Raw genomic sequence first — 16,517 nt, 5'->3', positions numbered from 1 at the left:
ATTTAGTGTCTGTTTCGATCAAATCACTGAAAAAGCTTGTAAAGCAGAGTAGAATGACTTGGATATAATTTTGATAGTGTGAATATGACAGGGCAACAGCGGAGTATTTTGGCAACTATGGGCGTGGATGTCTGGATTCCACGAGCAGTGTCCTGCCATAAAAAACAGGCTGTGAGTCTTTGGCGTGATCAAATTCCATCTAAAAGTCAGGAGTCTAGCCAAGTTGTAAGCCAACAATTGGCTACAGTTGGATCTGAACCGCAACTGGCAAAAACTATTGAGAGTATACCTGCGCAAATCGTGCCCACTGTTGAAATTGCATTACAAGATATTGAGTCGCCAACTGCTATTTCTTTGCCACTAGAACAGCCTAAAGTTGTCCTTATGCAGCAGGCTTTTACATTGGAAGCCTATTGCCTCGATCAAGTCATTTTAGTGATTGAAAGTTCGCAATTGTCTAAAGAACAAAGACAACTTTGGGCAAATATTCAAGCAAGTTTGCCTGGCTTTTACAATGAATTGAAATGGCCATTACCACTTGAAAATTTTCGGGACGGGCGCGGTGTACATGCCTATGTTCAAGGTTTTCTGGATGCGCTTGCGATTGATAAGCGTGTTTTGGTTTTGGGTCAGCTTGACTTTATATCCCATGTTCAAAGCATGCAAATTTCCAGTTTACAAGAAATGATTGATCAACCTTTGCTCAAACGCCGCTTATGGCAACTTATGTTATCCCCATAAACTTTTATTTATTGGTATTTTAGTTGGTATCAGTCTCTTTGATATATGTACCTCAGTGAATAAGGATATGTAATGAAAAAGAAAGTCGTCGTTTTTAGCCAAATTGACTCAACGGTATTGGTTCAACTTCAACAAGATTATAATGTCGTAGTTTTAAACCCAAAGCAGGGTGATATTAATGAACAAATTCGCAATGAAGTGGTCGATGCTGACGCCATGATTGGTGCTGGGCGTTTACTCAATGAAAGTAATCTTGCTCCTGCGCAAAAATTAAAAATTATCTCCACCGTTAGTGTGGGATATGATAATTATGATGTGGATTATCTTACAAAAAAGCAAATTTGGTTGGCTCATACTCCGCATGTTCTTACGGAAACAACTGCCGATCTCGCTTTTACTTTATTGGTCAGTGCTGCGCGGAGAGTGCCTGAACTTGATCAATGGACCAAGCAAGGTGAATGGAAGCGCACTGTAGGCCCTGCTCAATTTGGACAGGATATTTTTGGTAAAACATTGGGCATCGTTGGTCTTGGAAATATTGGTGCAGCAGTCGCACGTCGTGGCTTTTATGGCTTTAATATGAATATTCTTTATCATAATCGCCGTGAAAAATTAGAATTAGCACAGCCTTTAAATGCACGTTATTGTGGTTTGGATGAACTATTAAGCCAGTCTGATTTTGTGGTGGTTGCAGTTGATTTAAATACCGAATCAAAAGCGTTGATGGGGCAGGCTCAATTTGAAAAAATGCAGTCGAACGCTGTTTTTGTCAATATTGCACGTGGTTCAGTAGTGGATGAACAAGCACTGATTCAAGCATTGAAACAACAAAAAATCTTTGCAGCGGGTCTCGATGTTTATCAAAAAGAACCTTTGCAGTCTTCTGAGTTATTTGATTTACCTAACGTGGTTACTTTACCGCATGTGGGTTCTGCAACCGCAGAAACACGGTCAAAAATGGCTAAACTTGCATATAAAAATTTGGTTGATGCACTTGAAGGCAGAACCCCACAATATTTGGTAAATGGCTAAAATTGTTATAACACTTTATTGCAAATCCTTTCTGTTTCCAATGTTATATTGGGGATCACTGATTAAATTATTCTGGTCAGTTATCCCTTATTTTTTTGATGAGAGATCATGATTTGAAACAGGCGGCAACTGTCTTGATTTTAAGTGTAGTAACGAGTGTTGCACAGGCACATTCTGACTATTTCTACCAATCTACAACCACGCAGGTTGAAGTTCCTGAAATTGGTAGTGGTATTGGACTGATTGATCAACAAAAAGAAAAAATGATTGGTGAGAAGGTTTATCGCCAAGTACAAAGACAATTACCAGTTTTGCATGATCCTTGGCTCGAAGATCAGTTTTTTCGAGTCTTTGCTCAGATATTAAGTCAGACTCAATTGGGCCAGCCAATCGGAATGGTGGTAATTAATGATCCCCAGATTAATGCGTTTGCTGTTCCGGGTGGACTTTTTGCCTTAAATTCCGGTTTGATTGCTTCTGCCCACAATATTGATGAGGTGGCAGGGGTGATGGCGCATGAAATTGCTCACGTCAGTCAGCGACATTATAGCCGTTCACAGGAAGCGTTTAAGGGGCAGGGATTATTGGCACTAGCAGGAATTTTGGTTGGGGCCGCCATTGCTGCTCAGACTAAATCTGATGCGGGTGCTGCGGTGATGCTAGGTACACAAGCCGCTTTGATGGATAATCAATTGACATATAGCCGCAATCAGGAACGTGAAGCTGATCGTATCGGTATGCAATATATGTATGCAGCAGGCTATAATCCACAGAGTATGGCAGATTTTTTTGAAACCATGAATCGCTCAACCAGTCGGTTAAGTTATTTGCCCGATTTTTGGATGACACACCCATTAACATCTGAACGTATGAGTGAATCGCGTCTACGTGCTAATCAGTTCCCTAAAGTAAAGTCTAAATTATATGACCCAGATTTTCAGATTTTAAAATGGTATACCTTAGTTGAAACTAATCAGGTCACAGAGCAGCTGTTACAGACTCAAGTTAATCAAAACAATAAACCTGCTCAGTTAGCGATGAGTGCTTTTTATAATAATCAGGGTGATTATGCTAAAGCACAAGAAATGCTTGATGGTGTTAAGACAACGTTTTCGGACAATACTTTGACCATCCTATTGCAAGCTGATATTTATTTAAATCAAAATAAACTAGATGAGGCTTATCAAGCAATTATTAATACGCAGCGCACCATGCCAGAAAATCGTCCTTTGGCATATAAATTGGCGGAAATCCTAATTCGACAAAATAAAAGTAGTGACGCACAAAAATTGGTGCAACGATTTATTAATAACAATAATAAAGATATTGAGGGATGGAGACTTTTACAACAATCAGCTAATGTAGATAAACAATCACCTTTAAGGACAGTCAATGTACTTCGTTACCGGGCGGAAGTCGAATATTGGTCTGGCTATGAAGAAAATGCCATAAAATCAATGTTACATGCACAACGTTTAGCTAAAGGTAATAATGCCATGAGTGCGACCATTGAAAGTCGCTTAAAACAAATGCAGTCAGAACGCTTATTAAAAATTTAATATAAAGCGTAGAGCAATTTATCTTAAAATTCCATTTCAACATGAAATTTACTTTGCAAAAAATACTTTAACCATTAAGCTAGATATGGAAATATCATATTGATTATATTTATGAAAAAGATCACATTATTGTTGAGTTTGGTGATTTTAGGGCAATCCGTTTTGGCCGCTCCACCTGAGCGCTATATACGTTCGGTAGAAAAAATTTCAAATAGCTATAACACTGATATGCGTAATTTTTTGCGTTCACTTAATCCACAACAGACACAATTTACACCTGCGCAACAAACACAGTTTTGCGGCATTGTGAATCAATATGTACAAGATTTATATCAGGTTAATGATCAATATCGACAAGACTTACCACTTTCATATGCCAAAATGACTAAACAAGATTTTATTAATCAAGTATTGGCATCAAAAGAAATGCAGATATTGAAGAAATATAATATTCAATGCCATTTACAATAAGTAAATGCATTAGAAAAGGACAATTAAATAGGTGTTCTTTTAGAGTTAATCCTAGTCGCTTATACTCTTCGCGAAGGACAGGCGAGTTCAGCTAGATAGAATTAGCTTAATTTTGCTTTTATTTTAGAAGAAACTTGTGCAGGATCGGCACGTCCGGCTATGATCGGACGTAGAGAGTTCATCACCTTACCCATATCTTTCATGCTAGTAGCACCTTGAGCAGCAATCGTTTGCTCAATGAGAGAATCAAGCTCTTCCTCAGTCATAGCTTCTGGTAGAAATTGAGATAGTACCTCAATTTCGGCTTGTTCTTTACTAGCTAAATCATCACGGCCTGCACCTTCAAAGGCTTTGACCGATTCTTTACGCTGTTTAATTTGCTTTTCAATGACCGCAAGAACTTGCGAATCGTCAAGCTCTACGCGCTCATCGACTTCGATTTGCTTAATTGCTGCCTGTAAACTACGAATCACCGTTACCGTTGCCATTTCTTTGGCACGCATATGTGTTTTTAATACATCAGTAATCTGGTTTTTTAAAGTCGTCATAGTCTTTCAGCAGTCAATCACAAATTAATTAATAAAGGCGAGTAGTACGTACAGATTCGCGTGCCAATTTCTTTTGGTAACGCTTAACAGCAGCAGCTTTTTTACGCTTACGTTCTTGAGTCGGTTTTTCGTAGAACTCGCGCTTACGAACGTCAGCTAAAACGCCAGCTTTTTCGCATGAACGTTTAAAACGACGGATCGCTACGTCAACTGGTTCGCCTTCTTTCAACTTAACTTGTGGCATGTAAAATCCTCTAGATTATGGATAACATCGAGCGCAGGATTGCCCCGATGACAAGTGAAGGTCAGTATTTTACTCATTTACAACTGATATCACAAGTCTATAATAGCTCTGGCAGAATTTTAGTCGTAAAAAATAGGTATTTTAATGATTGTTTTGGGCTTGGAAACCTCTTGTGATGAAACTGGCTTGGCGATTTATGATAGCGAGCAGGGATTACGCGGACAGGTACTTTACAGTCAAATTAAACTCCACGCAGAATATGGTGGTGTAGTGCCTGAGCTTGCTTCACGTGACCATGTGCGCAAATTAATTCCATTATTAAATGAGCTACTAACTCAAAGTCAAATCGATAAGAAACAGATTGATGCAGTGGCCTATACTCGTGGGCCAGGGTTAATGGGTGCTTTGATGACAGGTGCCTTATTTGGGCGTACATTGGCATTAGCATTGAATAAACCTGCGATTGGTGTACATCATATGGAAGGACATATGCTTGCACCATTATTATCTGCAACGCCACCCGAGTTTCCTTTTGTCGCCTTACTGGTGTCTGGTGGACATACCCAGCTTATGGCGGCTTATGGTATTGGTCAGTACCAATTGTTGGGTGAATCTATTGACGATGCGGCCGGCGAGGCGTTTGATAAAGTCGCTAAAATGATGAATTTACCTTATCCGGGAGGTCCAAATATTGCAAGATTAGCTTTAGACGGTAATGCCCAAGCTTTTGAATTTCCGCGACCAATGTTGCATCAGGGGTTAGATTTTTCATTTAGCGGTTTAAAAACGGCAGTTTCTGTCCAACTTAAAAAATTAGGTGAAGAAAAACGTGATGCTGATATTGCTGCATCTTTTCAGGAAGCGATTGTCGATACTTTAATTAAAAAATCAGTCAAAGCTTTAAAGCAAACTGGTCTAAAACGCTTGGTAATTGCTGGGGGAGTGAGTGCTAATACACGTTTACGTGAGCAATTAGAAATATCACTGAAAAAAATCAAAGCACAGGTCTATTATGCTGAACCTGCTTTGTGTACAGACAATGGCGCGATGATTGCTTTTGCAGGTTATGAAAGATTAAAAGCTGGACAGCATGATGGTCTTGAAGTAACTACAACGCCGAGATGGCCAATGACGGAACTTAAAAATCCGAGCGCAATATAAAATTATAAAAATAAGTAAAAAATAAAAGGGCAATATGCCCTTTTATTAAAATTGAAATGGCTTATTAGAAATTATATTCCATACCTACGCCAAATACGGTTTTCTTATCATCGCTTGATAACCAGTCACGTTTTTGTTGAGCTAATACGCCATAAAAACGAGCTTGTTTGTTGAAGTTGTAATCTACGCCTAGACCATATTGAGAAATTTTACGATCTGAACGGTTATCTACAGATGTATTTGATTCAATATATTCACCCTTGATTTTCCAAGGTGTAGATGCAATTGCATAAGCAGCGGTTAAGCCCCATGCATCTTCTTCTAAGCCATTATACGATGTCACGGTTGTGCCGCTTGTAGTGGATACAGTGTCATCAGTAGGCTGAGCGTTTTGCCATAAAGCACCGAATACTAAACCATCTACACCTGCTTTAGCTAAATCAATAGAACCTGTTACACGAATTGCGTCTGAATAGATACCAGAAAGGCTATAGGCGTTATATTTACCTGCTAATCCAAAGTTACCCGCAATACCAGCAGCCAAACCATAATCTTTATTTTCATAAGTTAAAGAGGTTGAGATACCATCGCCAAATCCGTCACGCTTACCTTCTTTACCAAGACTAGTATTATCAGTTTTGGTGTCTTCGCCCTGCTGAGCCATGATGTTGAACTGTAGGCCTGGAATAATCAAATCTTTATCTGTTTCAAAGCCAATCGCGTTATTTGAACGCTCTTCACCATGAAGTACAGAGGTCATATCCAAGATCGTGTGATCATTAAAAATATCTTGATTGTTACCAGCATTGGTTTTGAAGTAAGTATCGTAACGACCTGCTTTTAGAGTTCCTATTTTATTGAATTTTAAGCCTAAAAAGCGGTTACGCATACTCAAGTCAGTATCTGAACCTGAACCATCAGTTGAAATTGCCCATTCTGCTAAATATACAACAGATACTTTGTCTGTTAATTTTTCTTCACCTTTTACCCCAATACGTGAAGCATTTGAATTAAGTGCAGTGACATCATTTCCTGCAAAATCACTGTTGTCAACTTGGTCAAGGGAAACATTAAGTTTACCGTACAAAGTTGGCGCTGCTTGCGCTGCGGTTATGCTAAGCGTTGATACTGCAGCAGCGATAAGCAATTTTTTCATTGAGATTTCTCCAAAACACAAGTTCAGTGGCATATGCCTAAATTCACTATTTTTTTAAAAGTTTGCCTATGTACAAAAAGTTACAGAAGCTCACCAACTTGCTAAGCAGTATCTTTAAACTTTGTTACAAATGGGTGAAAAATACGTGACAGTTTGATGACAAGTGATGGATCGAAATTTATTTTAATATTTGATTTTATTATTTTTATATAAAAAAAGGAGCATAAGCTCCATTTTTATATACGTTACTTTTATTCAAAGTTCGGCTTTGATTTTTTCTGCAAGTGCTTTAATTTTTTCCTGATCACCCATTTGGGCAGCATGACGACCCAGTTGGTGGATCGAGCTTGGAATCAAATGGAAATGTACATGTGGAACGGTTTGACCTGCGGATTCCCCAGACAATTGCATCAACACAATACCTTCAATACCCAAAGCTTTTTCAATTGCCTGAGCTATTTTTTGTACGACCTGAATCGTATAAGCAGCCGCTTCAGGTGGTAAGTCAAGCAAGCTAACAGCGGGTACTTTAGGAATGACTAAGGCGTGGCCATCTGCTTGCGGCATAATGTCCATAAATGCTAGAACCTGATCATCTTCATACAACTTAATTGCAGGAAGTTCACCACGAATGATGCGGGCAAAAATATTCTGGTCATCGTAAGCCATATTTGTATCCTTCAAACATCTTAAAATGTTTTGTTCTTACTTACAGTTCAATTCTTTCTGACGCTGTTCAATTTGGTCAAGACGCTGCTGTTCTTTATCAGAGAACTTTGGCTTGGTGGTATGACAGTTTTCATTTCCATATTTGGCTTTAGCTTCTGGATCTTTAAAGCAAAAGCCTTTTGATGCATATATGAGGTTAGAATCATCCTGAAGTTTTTTGCACTCTTGTTCAGGTGTTGCAGCATGCACTGAGACACCTGCAAGGGTAATCATTCCAGTAAAAAGTGCAACAGCAAACTTATTCATGCGAGTTTCCTCTTTTTAATCGGTGTAAATGTAACGACCTATGTCTAAATATAGGGGCTTTACAGGAAAAAGCAATGATGAATCATTACTCAATTGTTATTTTACTCCATGATTCATACATTTTTACGGCAGCGGAAAAGTCACTGTTTTGTTCAGCAGTTGCATTTGCCGCCTGTATCAGACTTTGCGTTAATGCAATGACAGGTGCTGGCAAATTGGCATCCCGCACAAGATCCAGCGCAATACCTGTGTCTTTGGCCAGCAAAGGCAAACCAAAAGTTACGGGGAAACTACGATTTAAAATACGTTGTGGCAAAATAGTTTCTGTAACACCGCTTTTCCCGCTTGAAGCATTGATGCAATCCAACGCTTCTGTCAAATTCACACCATGGGCTTTAAGTGTAGTAAAGCCTTCTGCGACAGACCATAGATTAACTGCGAGTAACATGTTATTCACGGCTTTTACCGCAAAACCTGCTCCTGATGTGCCCACATGTTTAATCAGTTTTCCAAATGCTTCAATAGCGGGCAACGCACGTTCAAAAGCAGCTTGATCTCCACCAACCATCACGGTCAAAGTCGCATTATCAGCACCAATAGTTTGGCCACTTACGGGAGCATCCAGAAAGTCAACGCCCTGATTTTTCAGTTGTAGCGAAACTTTGCGGGCAGACTCTGGGACACCACTCGTACAATCTACCCAAATACTGCCCGCTTTTAACTGAACACGATCGATCAGATTTTCTATATCAGCACTGGTGGGTAAACATGAAAAAATGATATCTGCTTGTACCGCTTGGGCTAAATCAACAGCTTGAGTTCCGTATTCAATTGCATGCTGATGGGCTTTATCCATATTTCGATTCCAGACATAGACGGTATCGAAATGCTTAGGTAAATGCGATGCCATACGATAACCCATCGCGCCCAGACCAATAAATGCAACTGATTGAACCATAATATAATCTACTCTTTTTTTATCTGTGTTGAACGTTGTATTAACCAGTCTTTAAACATCGGCCAAAACTCTTCGGAACTGGCTTGACTGGACATGAGCCCTAAATGCCCGCCGGGAATTAGAGTAAACGTGACATCATGACTGTTTGTCAATTGGGTCAGCGGTTTTACTGCATCGGCTGTAACCAATTGGTCACTACGACCGGCACCGACCAATAACGATGATTGGATATTTTTTAGCTCAATCAGCTGATCTTTAAGACGAATGACACCTTGTTTAAGCGGATTTTGTAGCCAGACATTAAACAACATGTCCTGATTTATTCCACCGGGATAATCAATCATATTATTCAAGAAATTGCCCAGTGTGGCATGTTCCTCAACCAGTTTTTTATTTTCAAGATTTTTAAGAAGTTGAATATGTCCATCTATCCAGCCTTTAGGATCAAGAATTTTAAACCCTAACGCATTTAAAATACCTGGAGTATGAATCAGTCGTTTGGGTAATCCATTGTAAATTCGGTGCTGAAGTTTTTTGTTCCGATTAATAGTTTTATGCATAAACTGATAAAGCTTGCCAATACGCCCCGATGCATAACTATCAATCGGACTGCCTAAAACGATTAAATTTTTGACATAGTTAGGTTGATTCAGCGCACTGTATAACAATACAAAAATGCCAGCCATGCTCCAACCATGCAGTGAAATTTCGTCACTTTTTGAATGTTCACGAATAACTTGAATATATTGAGGTAAGGCTTTACTAACAAAAGATAAAAAATTGAGATGTCGATCACGATAAGTTAAACGGCCCCAATCAATTAAATACACATCAAACCCATGGTTTTGAAAGTATTGAATAAGAGAGCGGTAAGGATACAGATCGTAAATGGCCATGTTGATGGCAAGAGGCGCAACAAAAACTAAAGGTTCTTTATAGCATTTACGGGTTGCTGCATAATAACGGATTCGTGTCTGACCAAACTCTCCAATCACTTGATAAGGCGCAGTTTGAGATAAAACAAGTGATTCTTCATTAAAAAGACGTGCTGAAAGATGTTTGAGCTTGATTTGCTGATGATGGATAAGGGATTTAAATGACTCCATTCTTTGCATATTTCTCAGATCCGAAAAAGTTTGGATGAAGTCTAAGCGATAATTTGATCTTTTACCTTGACCTTAAATACCGTACACGCTCAAAATGTTGGCAAGTTTTTCACTTGAGCGGTCTTTTGACTGAGAACAGAGCAATGCATAGCCAAAACGATGAATTAGACTACCAGTTAGATACTCTGGCGATCCGTACAGGGCATACCCGCAGTTTTGAGGGTGAACATGCTGAACCTATTTTTCTGACCTCATCTTTCGTTTATGAAAATGCAGCTGAAGCAGCTGCAAAATTTTCGGGTGAAGTTGCAGGAAATATCTATTCTCGGTTTACCAATCCTACCGTTGCGATGTTTGAAAAACGACTAGCAGCAATGGATGGTGCAGAACGTGCCGTTGCAACCAGCTCGGGTATGGGTGCAATTTTGTCCGTTTGCATGGCTTTTTTAAAAGAGGGTGATCATGTTATTTGTTCACGTGCTGTATTTGGTTCGATTGTCGCTTTATTTGAAAAATATGTCGCAAAATTTGGGGTAGACGTTACATTTTTGGATTTAAATGATCTGGATGCATGGAAAAATGCAATGCGACCAGAAACTAAAATTTTATTTATCGAATCACCTTCAAACCCATTGGCGGAAATTGCTGATATTCCAGCACTAGCAGATATTGCGCATACTCAAAATGCTATGCTTGTCGTGGATAATAGCTTTTGTACCCCCGTCTTGCAGCAACCGCTAAAACTGGGTGCGGATTTAGTTGTTTATTCAGCAACTAAATATATTGATGGTCAAGGACGCGCTTTAGGTGGGGCAGTGACAGGTAATCATAAATTACTTGAAGACGTATTTGGTGTCGTGCGTACACTAGGTCCCTCAATGAGCCCATTTAATGCATGGGTATTCTTAAAAGGTTTGGAAACTTTGCGCTTAAGAATGAAAGCACATTGTGAAAATGCACAGCAACTGGCTGAATGGCTAAATCAACATGATAAAGTTGAAAAAGTCTATTATGCGGGTTTACCTGAACATATTGGTCATGAACGCGCAGCCAAACAACAAAATGGTTTTGGTGGCATCGTTTCTTTTGTGGCTAAAGGTGGGCGTGAAGGTGCATGGACAGTTATCGATAACACTCAATTTATCTCTATTACAGGTAATCTGGGCGATGTGAAATCAACGATTACCCATCCTGCTACTACAACTCATGGTAAATTATCACCTGAAGCAAAACAGGCAGCAGGGATTCAGGAAGGTTTAATTCGAGTTTCTGTTGGAATTGAAGATATTTCAGATATTATTCGTGATTTAGATCGCGGTTTGGCTCTAATTTGAACTTATTTGCGTTAAATATTTTGGAGAAAAATTTATGAACATTAATATGCTCATGCAGCAAGCTCAGCGCATGCAAAAAGATATGGAAGTCAATGTCAAAAAGGCAAAAGAAGAACTGGCTAACACCGAAGTTCAAGCGGAAGCAGGTGGTGGTTTGGTCAAAGTCACCATGACAGGCCGTTTTGTGGTGAAGCGTATCGAAATTAGTCCTGATCTGCTTCAAGATGAACCAGATATGATTGAAGATTTAATCGCTGCTGCGGTGAATGATGCGGTACGTCAGGCCGAAGCTGTCTCTGATGAGAAAATGAAAAGTGCAAACTCAGGTATGGGCTTACCACCTGGCCTGTCAGGTTTATTCTAAGCCGACTTTATCAGAGGATCATCTGTGTTTAGTGATCGATTTGAACAACTGGTTCAGGCATTACGAATTTTACCAAGCGTTGGGCCGAAATCGGCTCAACGTATGGCATTACATCTGCTAATGAAAAATCGTGAAGGGGCCTTTGGTTTAGCCCATGCTTTACATGAAGCCTCTTCTCATATTCATGAATGTAAAATTTGCCATTCACTGACTGAAAATGAAATTTGCGATATTTGTCTTTCAAATGATCGAGATCAACAACTTTTATGTGTAGTTGAGTCTCCAGCAGATGTTATGGCGATTGAGCAAAGCGGTAGTTTTCGGGGAAAATATCATGTTCTTGGTGGTCATTTATCTCCACTTGATGGAATAGGTCCAGAAGAAATTGGAATTCCTTATTTGATTCAGCGTCTAAGTGAAGGTCAAATTGAAGAAGTGATTTTGGCAACCAATGCTACGGTAGAAGGGCAGGCAACTGCACATTATCTGGTAGAAGCCACCAAGCACTTACCCATCCATATGACTCGTATAGCACAAGGCGTACCACAAGGTGGTGAGCTAGAATATGTAGACAGTCATACATTAAGTCAGGCTGTACACAATCGTATGCGTATGAAATAAGTTGAACTTATTTCATACCCATCCAATTCGGTCACTTTTTGAAATTCCAAAATCAAATTTTTAATTCAACTATCAAGGAAATATTGGCAAAGAAAATTTATACTCATGATATTGCTCAAAAAATAAAGCATTAATAAAGCTTTAGCTAGAATATTCTAAGGTTGTAGTGTTATATATACAGACGCAGTTAACTGCGCTAGTTGTTAAATCGAGAAAACATGTTTCATTTTATCCAGCAGCAAGATGATTTTGCTCACGTCCTCCAGCAAATGGATCAATATCCCGTTTATGCTTTGGACACTGAATTTATTAAGGTTGATACGCTTTGGCCAAAGTTGGGTGTATTCCAGATCAATGTAAATGGTCACATCTACCTACTAGATGGCACTGCGCTGGATTTGACTCCATTTTGGCAAAAGTTATATACAGCGAGACAAAATGTTTTCCATGCTTGCGGTGAAGACATTGATCTAATTTATCATTATGCACAGCAGGATGTTTTACGAAATGTCTTTGATACTCAAGTTGCTCTGTCTTTTTTAGGGCATGGTTTACAGGTTAGTTATCAAAATGCTTTGAAACTGATTTTAGGTATTGAAATCGAAAAGGATCAGACTCGTTCTGACTGGCTAGCCCGCCCATTAACTGCTGAACAATTGAATTATGCAGCTAATGATGTAATTTATTTGTTGCAGCTTTCGGATCAATTGAAACAAGAATTACAACAAAAAAATAAATATGATTTTGTTCTCGAAGACTGTCAAAGTTTGACCAAGGAAATTGCGCGAGAAACACCGAATCATTTACTTTACACTGATATTGGGAATTATCGACATTCACGCAAGCAACTGATGCAATTACAGCAGTTGAGTGTATGGCGTGAACAACTCATTAAAGCACTAAATCAACCGCGTAGTTTTATTTTAAGAAACTCAACCATGATTGATCTGGTAGAGAAAAGTCCAAAGAATAATTTTCAACTGTCTCAAATCAAAGATATTCGACCAAATATTATCCGTGAACATGGTAAAACCATTCTGGATTTACTAAAGTTTCTTCCTCCTGAAAATGAATGGCCATTACGTTTGGCGCGACCGATCAAACAATGTTCAGAAAATGTCAGTACAAAAATGCAACTGTTGATTCAAAACATTGTTGAAACAACCGAGATCCCCAAAGAAGTCCTATTGCGTAAAAAATGGATAAACGCACTTTATCAACATATTGTTTTTCATGGTGATGAACAGGATTTACCAGACTATTTGTTGGGATGGCGCTATGAGAGGTTAACCCAGCCATTGATTCAAATTCTAAGAGAAGATGAACACTTTCTAATGACGCAAATGCAGGTGGAGCGATAAGCTCTTACAAAAGATTGATCTTTCAGGACGACTGATGGGTTAATATTCGCTAATGTCTCTACCGTTTTTTTGATGTATGCTTTTTACCCTGTGATGAGAGTTAAGTTAAATATGCACTGTGATATTTATAGATCGAGCAAAAAAGATGAAATGTACATTTATATTGTTCGTCCAGATTATCCAAATGATGATACAGAAGGCAAAGATCCTTTAGAAAATGTACCTGAAAGTATTCGTCAGGCCTTTGGTCGCCCAACATTTGTTATGCATCTTGAGCTTTCTCAGTCACGCAAACTTGCACGGGTAAACGTGTTACATGTGATAGATTCACTGCAAACTAGTGGCTTTTTTATACAAATGCCACCAGAAGGATTTATCAATCCCGTAGATGAACCAGAGGGGTTAAGAGGTGCTTGAGCAACTAGCTGCAATCTGGAATGGTCTATTATCCTCACTTGATTCGCTTCCTGAAGATAGTATTGCTGTGACAGTATATGTCGTCGGAACAATTATTGTCTTATGGTGTTGGTATGGCGTGGCAAAACGGCTACCAAACCTCTTAGGTGGCGTGAGTTGGATTATTCTGTTTGCAATTTTGGCAACACCCACGGTATCTGATGGTACAAATGCCGAAATAGCACCTGCTATTTTCGGTTTACTATTTGGTATTTTGACCAAAGAGCAACCGTTGGTATGGGCAAATGCATCACTTATTCTTCTAGTCATTGGGGTGGGTTTGGTCCTTGGTTATTTGTGGTCAAAATATCGCATCAATAAAGCTGTTTCTCATAAAAGCAGTACACCCATTTAAGTAAAAAAATAAAGGTTAAAACATGGCTGTTGATTCACAACATTTCTCTGGTACAGATCAATATATCGCAACGGATAGTTTAAAACTGGCCGTCAAGGCCGCACGTGCTTTACAAAAACCGCTGCTAGTCAAAGGCGAGCCCGGAACAGGTAAAACTTTATTGGCAGAGCAGGTGGCAGAAAGTCTGGGACTTAAGCTGATTACTTGGCATATCAAGTCCACCACCAAAGCACAGCAAGGTTTATACGAGTACGATGCTGTATCACGTTTACGTGATAGTCAGTTAGGTGATGATCGGGTTTATGATATTAAAAACTATATTAAACCTGGAAAACTATGGGAAGCTTTTACTAGTGAAGAGCGCTGTGTTTTATTGATTGATGAAATTGATAAAGCAGATATTGAGTTTCCAAATGACTTGTTGCATGAATTGGATAAAATGTCATTTTATGTCTATGAAACAGGTGAAACCATTACTGCAATTCAGCGTCCGATCGTGATCATTACTTCAAATAATGAAAAGGAATTGCCTGATGCATTTTTGCGTCGTTGTTTCTTTCATTATATTGAATTTCCAGATGAAGCAACTATGCGTGAAATTATTGCGGTACATTTTCCAAATATTTCAACGACACTAGTGAGTGAAGCTTTACAGATTTTCTTCAAATTGCGTCAGGTTCCGAACCTGAAAAAACCACCTTCAACTTCTGAGCTGATTGATTGGTTAAGTTTACTTATGGCCGATGATATGCCAGAAGGGGTATTGCGCAACCATGATAAAACCAAGGCTATACCTCCCTTGTATGGCGCATTGATTAAAAATGAACAAGATGTACAACTGTTAGAACGACTCGCCTTTATGTCACGTCGTTAAGGGTGGTCGCTTATGTTTGTGCGGCTGTTTTATACTTTAAGAAAATATGGCGTCCCAGTCACAACTCGTGAATTGATCGATTTAAATCAAGCCATTGCTGAAGGATTGGCATTTGCAGATCAAGATGAGTTTTATCAACTTGCCAAGACTATTTTGGTTAAAGATGAGCGTTTTTTTGATAAATTTGATCGTGCTATCAAGGACTATTTTGAAGGCATAGAAACTTTTGATCTAGATGAGTTACTTAAACAGGTTCAGAAAATTCCGAAAGAATGGCTGGACTTGGAGCTGCTCGAAAAACATTTGACACCAGAACAAAGAGAGGCTTTGCAGAAAGCCGGTTCTTTGGAAGAACTGATGAAAATGCTGGAAGAACGTTTACGTGAACAGCATAAAAAACATCAGGGTGGCAACCGAATGATTGGTACTGGAGGCACTTCGCCTTTTGGAGCATTTGGTGACCATCCTGAAGGTGTCCGCATTGGCGGGCCAGGACGCAAACGTTCAGCAGTGAAAGTCTGGGAACAGCGTAAATATCAAAATCTGGATGATGATCAGATTTTAGGAACGCGTCAGATGCAGTTGGCTTTGCGTCGCTTACGTAAGTTCGCACGTCAGGGTGCAGCAGAAGAACTGGATGTAGATGGTACGATTCGTGAAACTGCCAAACAAGGCATATTGGATGTTCAATTAGTTCCTGAGCGACGTAATCGGGTTAAGGTTCTTATGTTATTTGATGTCGGTGGTTCTATGGACTCTTACATCGCACAATGTGAAAAACTATTTAGTGCTGCCAAAACTGAATTTAAAACACTTGAGTATTTCTATTTTCATAACTGCTTATATGACTATGTTTGGAAAGATAATCACCGTAGACAGGCGAGTCGTTTGGAAACATGGGATTTATTTCATAAATATGGGCGTGATTATCGTGTGATTATCGTGGGAGATGCCAGTATGGCACCTTACGAACTTCGTTCAGTAGGTGGCTCTGTGGAGTACATGAATGATGAAGCAGGCGAGATTTGGTTACGCCGTTTACGTCAGCATTTTGATAAAACTGCATGGCTTAATCCAGAAGAAGAAAATTATTGGCAATACACACAAACGATCGGATTGATTAAACAGATCTTTGATGATCATATGTATCCGATGACTTTAAAAGGTATTGAAGACTTAACGCGATATCTCTCACGGTAAA

Annotated in this window: 20 protein-coding genes; 13 read left to right on the top strand and 7 right to left on the bottom strand. The window is 39.2% G+C overall.

Annotated features, from left to right (window positions below):
- The first annotated feature begins 84 nt into the window (after window positions 1–84).
- From IAE20_RS03940 to IAE20_RS03925, 4 genes are all read left to right on the top strand, one after another.
- A complete protein-coding gene (locus IAE20_RS03940; protein ID WP_200459572.1) occupies window positions 85–741 on the top strand; it encodes a hypothetical protein in 657 nt (218 codons plus the stop codon).
- A 72-nt stretch (window positions 742–813) separates the two neighbouring features.
- On the top strand, window positions 814–1,773 hold the full coding sequence (locus IAE20_RS03935; RefSeq protein WP_200459571.1) for a 2-hydroxyacid dehydrogenase: 960 nt from the start codon (window positions 814–816) through the stop codon (window positions 1,771–1,773).
- A gap of 98 nt (window positions 1,774–1,871) precedes the next feature.
- Complete coding sequence (locus IAE20_RS03930) at window positions 1,872–3,332, top strand: M48 family metalloprotease (RefSeq protein ID WP_200459570.1); 1,461 nt, start codon at window positions 1,872–1,874, stop codon at window positions 3,330–3,332.
- A 111-nt stretch (window positions 3,333–3,443) separates the two neighbouring features.
- Window positions 3,444–3,803, top strand: coding sequence for a hypothetical protein (locus IAE20_RS03925; RefSeq protein WP_200459569.1), 360 nt, complete (start codon window positions 3,444–3,446; stop codon window positions 3,801–3,803).
- 101 nt (window positions 3,804–3,904) lie between these two features.
- On the opposite strand, the gene IAE20_RS03920 is transcribed toward IAE20_RS03925, so the two are convergent.
- On the bottom strand, window positions 3,905–4,351 hold the full coding sequence (locus tag IAE20_RS03920) for a GatB/YqeY domain-containing protein (protein WP_200459568.1): 447 nt from the start codon (window positions 4,349–4,351) through the stop codon (window positions 3,905–3,907).
- Window positions 4,352–4,379: 28 nt separating this feature from the next.
- Complete coding sequence (gene rpsU / locus IAE20_RS03915) at window positions 4,380–4,595, bottom strand: 30S ribosomal protein S21 (RefSeq protein ID WP_001136722.1); 216 nt, start codon at window positions 4,593–4,595, stop codon at window positions 4,380–4,382.
- 144 nt (window positions 4,596–4,739) lie between these two features.
- Between rpsU and tsaD the strand changes: the two genes are divergently transcribed.
- Window positions 4,740–5,756, top strand: coding sequence for a tRNA (adenosine(37)-N6)-threonylcarbamoyltransferase complex transferase subunit TsaD (gene tsaD / locus IAE20_RS03910; protein WP_200481177.1), 1,017 nt, complete (start codon window positions 4,740–4,742; stop codon window positions 5,754–5,756).
- Between the two features lie 64 nt (window positions 5,757–5,820).
- On the opposite strand, the gene IAE20_RS03905 is transcribed toward tsaD, so the two are convergent.
- The 5 genes from IAE20_RS03905 to IAE20_RS03885 form a co-directional block, all read right to left on the bottom strand.
- Window positions 5,821–6,912: a porin gene (locus IAE20_RS03905; RefSeq protein WP_200481176.1), complete on the bottom strand. Its 1,092-nt coding sequence runs from the start codon at window positions 6,910–6,912 to the stop codon at window positions 5,821–5,823.
- A 255-nt stretch (window positions 6,913–7,167) separates the two neighbouring features.
- Window positions 7,168–7,581 carry an HIT family protein gene (locus IAE20_RS03900; RefSeq protein ID WP_200481175.1) on the bottom strand — a complete coding sequence of 138 codons (414 nt, stop codon included), beginning with the start codon at window positions 7,579–7,581 and terminating at the stop codon, window positions 7,168–7,170.
- Between the two features lie 36 nt (window positions 7,582–7,617).
- Window positions 7,618–7,887, bottom strand: coding sequence for a YARHG domain-containing protein (locus IAE20_RS03895; protein ID WP_120370530.1), 270 nt, complete (start codon window positions 7,885–7,887; stop codon window positions 7,618–7,620).
- 85 nt (window positions 7,888–7,972) lie between these two features.
- On the bottom strand, window positions 7,973–8,845 hold the full coding sequence (locus IAE20_RS03890) for an NAD(P)-dependent oxidoreductase (protein ID WP_200481174.1): 873 nt from the start codon (window positions 8,843–8,845) through the stop codon (window positions 7,973–7,975).
- 8 nt (window positions 8,846–8,853) lie between these two features.
- Window positions 8,854–9,951 (bottom strand): alpha/beta fold hydrolase, encoded by a 1,098-nt coding sequence (locus IAE20_RS03885; RefSeq protein WP_200459848.1) that lies wholly within the window; start codon window positions 9,949–9,951, stop codon window positions 8,854–8,856.
- Between the two features lie 143 nt (window positions 9,952–10,094).
- Between IAE20_RS03885 and IAE20_RS03880 the strand changes: the two genes are divergently transcribed.
- The 8 genes from IAE20_RS03880 (at window position 10,095) to IAE20_RS03845 (ending at window position 16,516) form a co-directional block, all read left to right on the top strand.
- Window positions 10,095–11,285 carry an O-succinylhomoserine sulfhydrylase gene (locus IAE20_RS03880; RefSeq protein ID WP_200459563.1) on the top strand — a complete coding sequence of 397 codons (1,191 nt, stop codon included), beginning with the start codon at window positions 10,095–10,097 and terminating at the stop codon, window positions 11,283–11,285.
- Between the two features lie 34 nt (window positions 11,286–11,319).
- Window positions 11,320–11,649 carry a YbaB/EbfC family nucleoid-associated protein gene (locus IAE20_RS03875; protein WP_200459562.1) on the top strand — a complete coding sequence of 110 codons (330 nt, stop codon included), beginning with the start codon at window positions 11,320–11,322 and terminating at the stop codon, window positions 11,647–11,649.
- 24 nt (window positions 11,650–11,673) lie between these two features.
- Entirely contained in the window at window positions 11,674–12,270 is a 597-nt protein-coding gene (gene recR, locus IAE20_RS03870; protein ID WP_200459561.1) for a recombination mediator RecR, read from the top strand.
- A gap of 218 nt (window positions 12,271–12,488) precedes the next feature.
- Window positions 12,489–13,631, top strand: a complete 1,143-nt coding sequence (locus tag IAE20_RS03865) for a ribonuclease D (RefSeq protein WP_200481173.1) — start codon at window positions 12,489–12,491, stop codon at window positions 13,629–13,631.
- A gap of 111 nt (window positions 13,632–13,742) precedes the next feature.
- Entirely contained in the window at window positions 13,743–14,048 is a 306-nt protein-coding gene (locus IAE20_RS03860; RefSeq protein ID WP_200481172.1) for a YcgL domain-containing protein, read from the top strand.
- Entirely contained in the window at window positions 14,041–14,442 is a 402-nt protein-coding gene (locus IAE20_RS03855; protein ID WP_200459558.1) for a hypothetical protein, read from the top strand. The genes IAE20_RS03860 and IAE20_RS03855 overlap by 8 nt, the downstream gene beginning before the upstream one ends.
- Before the next feature lie 22 nt (window positions 14,443–14,464).
- Complete coding sequence (locus IAE20_RS03850; protein ID WP_200459557.1) at window positions 14,465–15,316, top strand: AAA family ATPase; 852 nt, start codon at window positions 14,465–14,467, stop codon at window positions 15,314–15,316.
- A 12-nt stretch (window positions 15,317–15,328) separates the two neighbouring features.
- Window positions 15,329–16,516 carry a vWA domain-containing protein gene (locus tag IAE20_RS03845; RefSeq protein WP_200459556.1) on the top strand — a complete coding sequence of 396 codons (1,188 nt, stop codon included), beginning with the start codon at window positions 15,329–15,331 and terminating at the stop codon, window positions 16,514–16,516.
- Window position 16,517: the final 1 nt, after the last annotated feature.

It is taken from the genome of Acinetobacter sp. S54, assembly GCF_016624945.1.
GTDB lineage: Bacteria > Pseudomonadota > Gammaproteobacteria > Pseudomonadales > Moraxellaceae > Acinetobacter.
The sequence above is the reverse complement of the archived record's forward strand: the minus strand, read 5'-3'. Positions and strand labels throughout refer to the sequence as shown.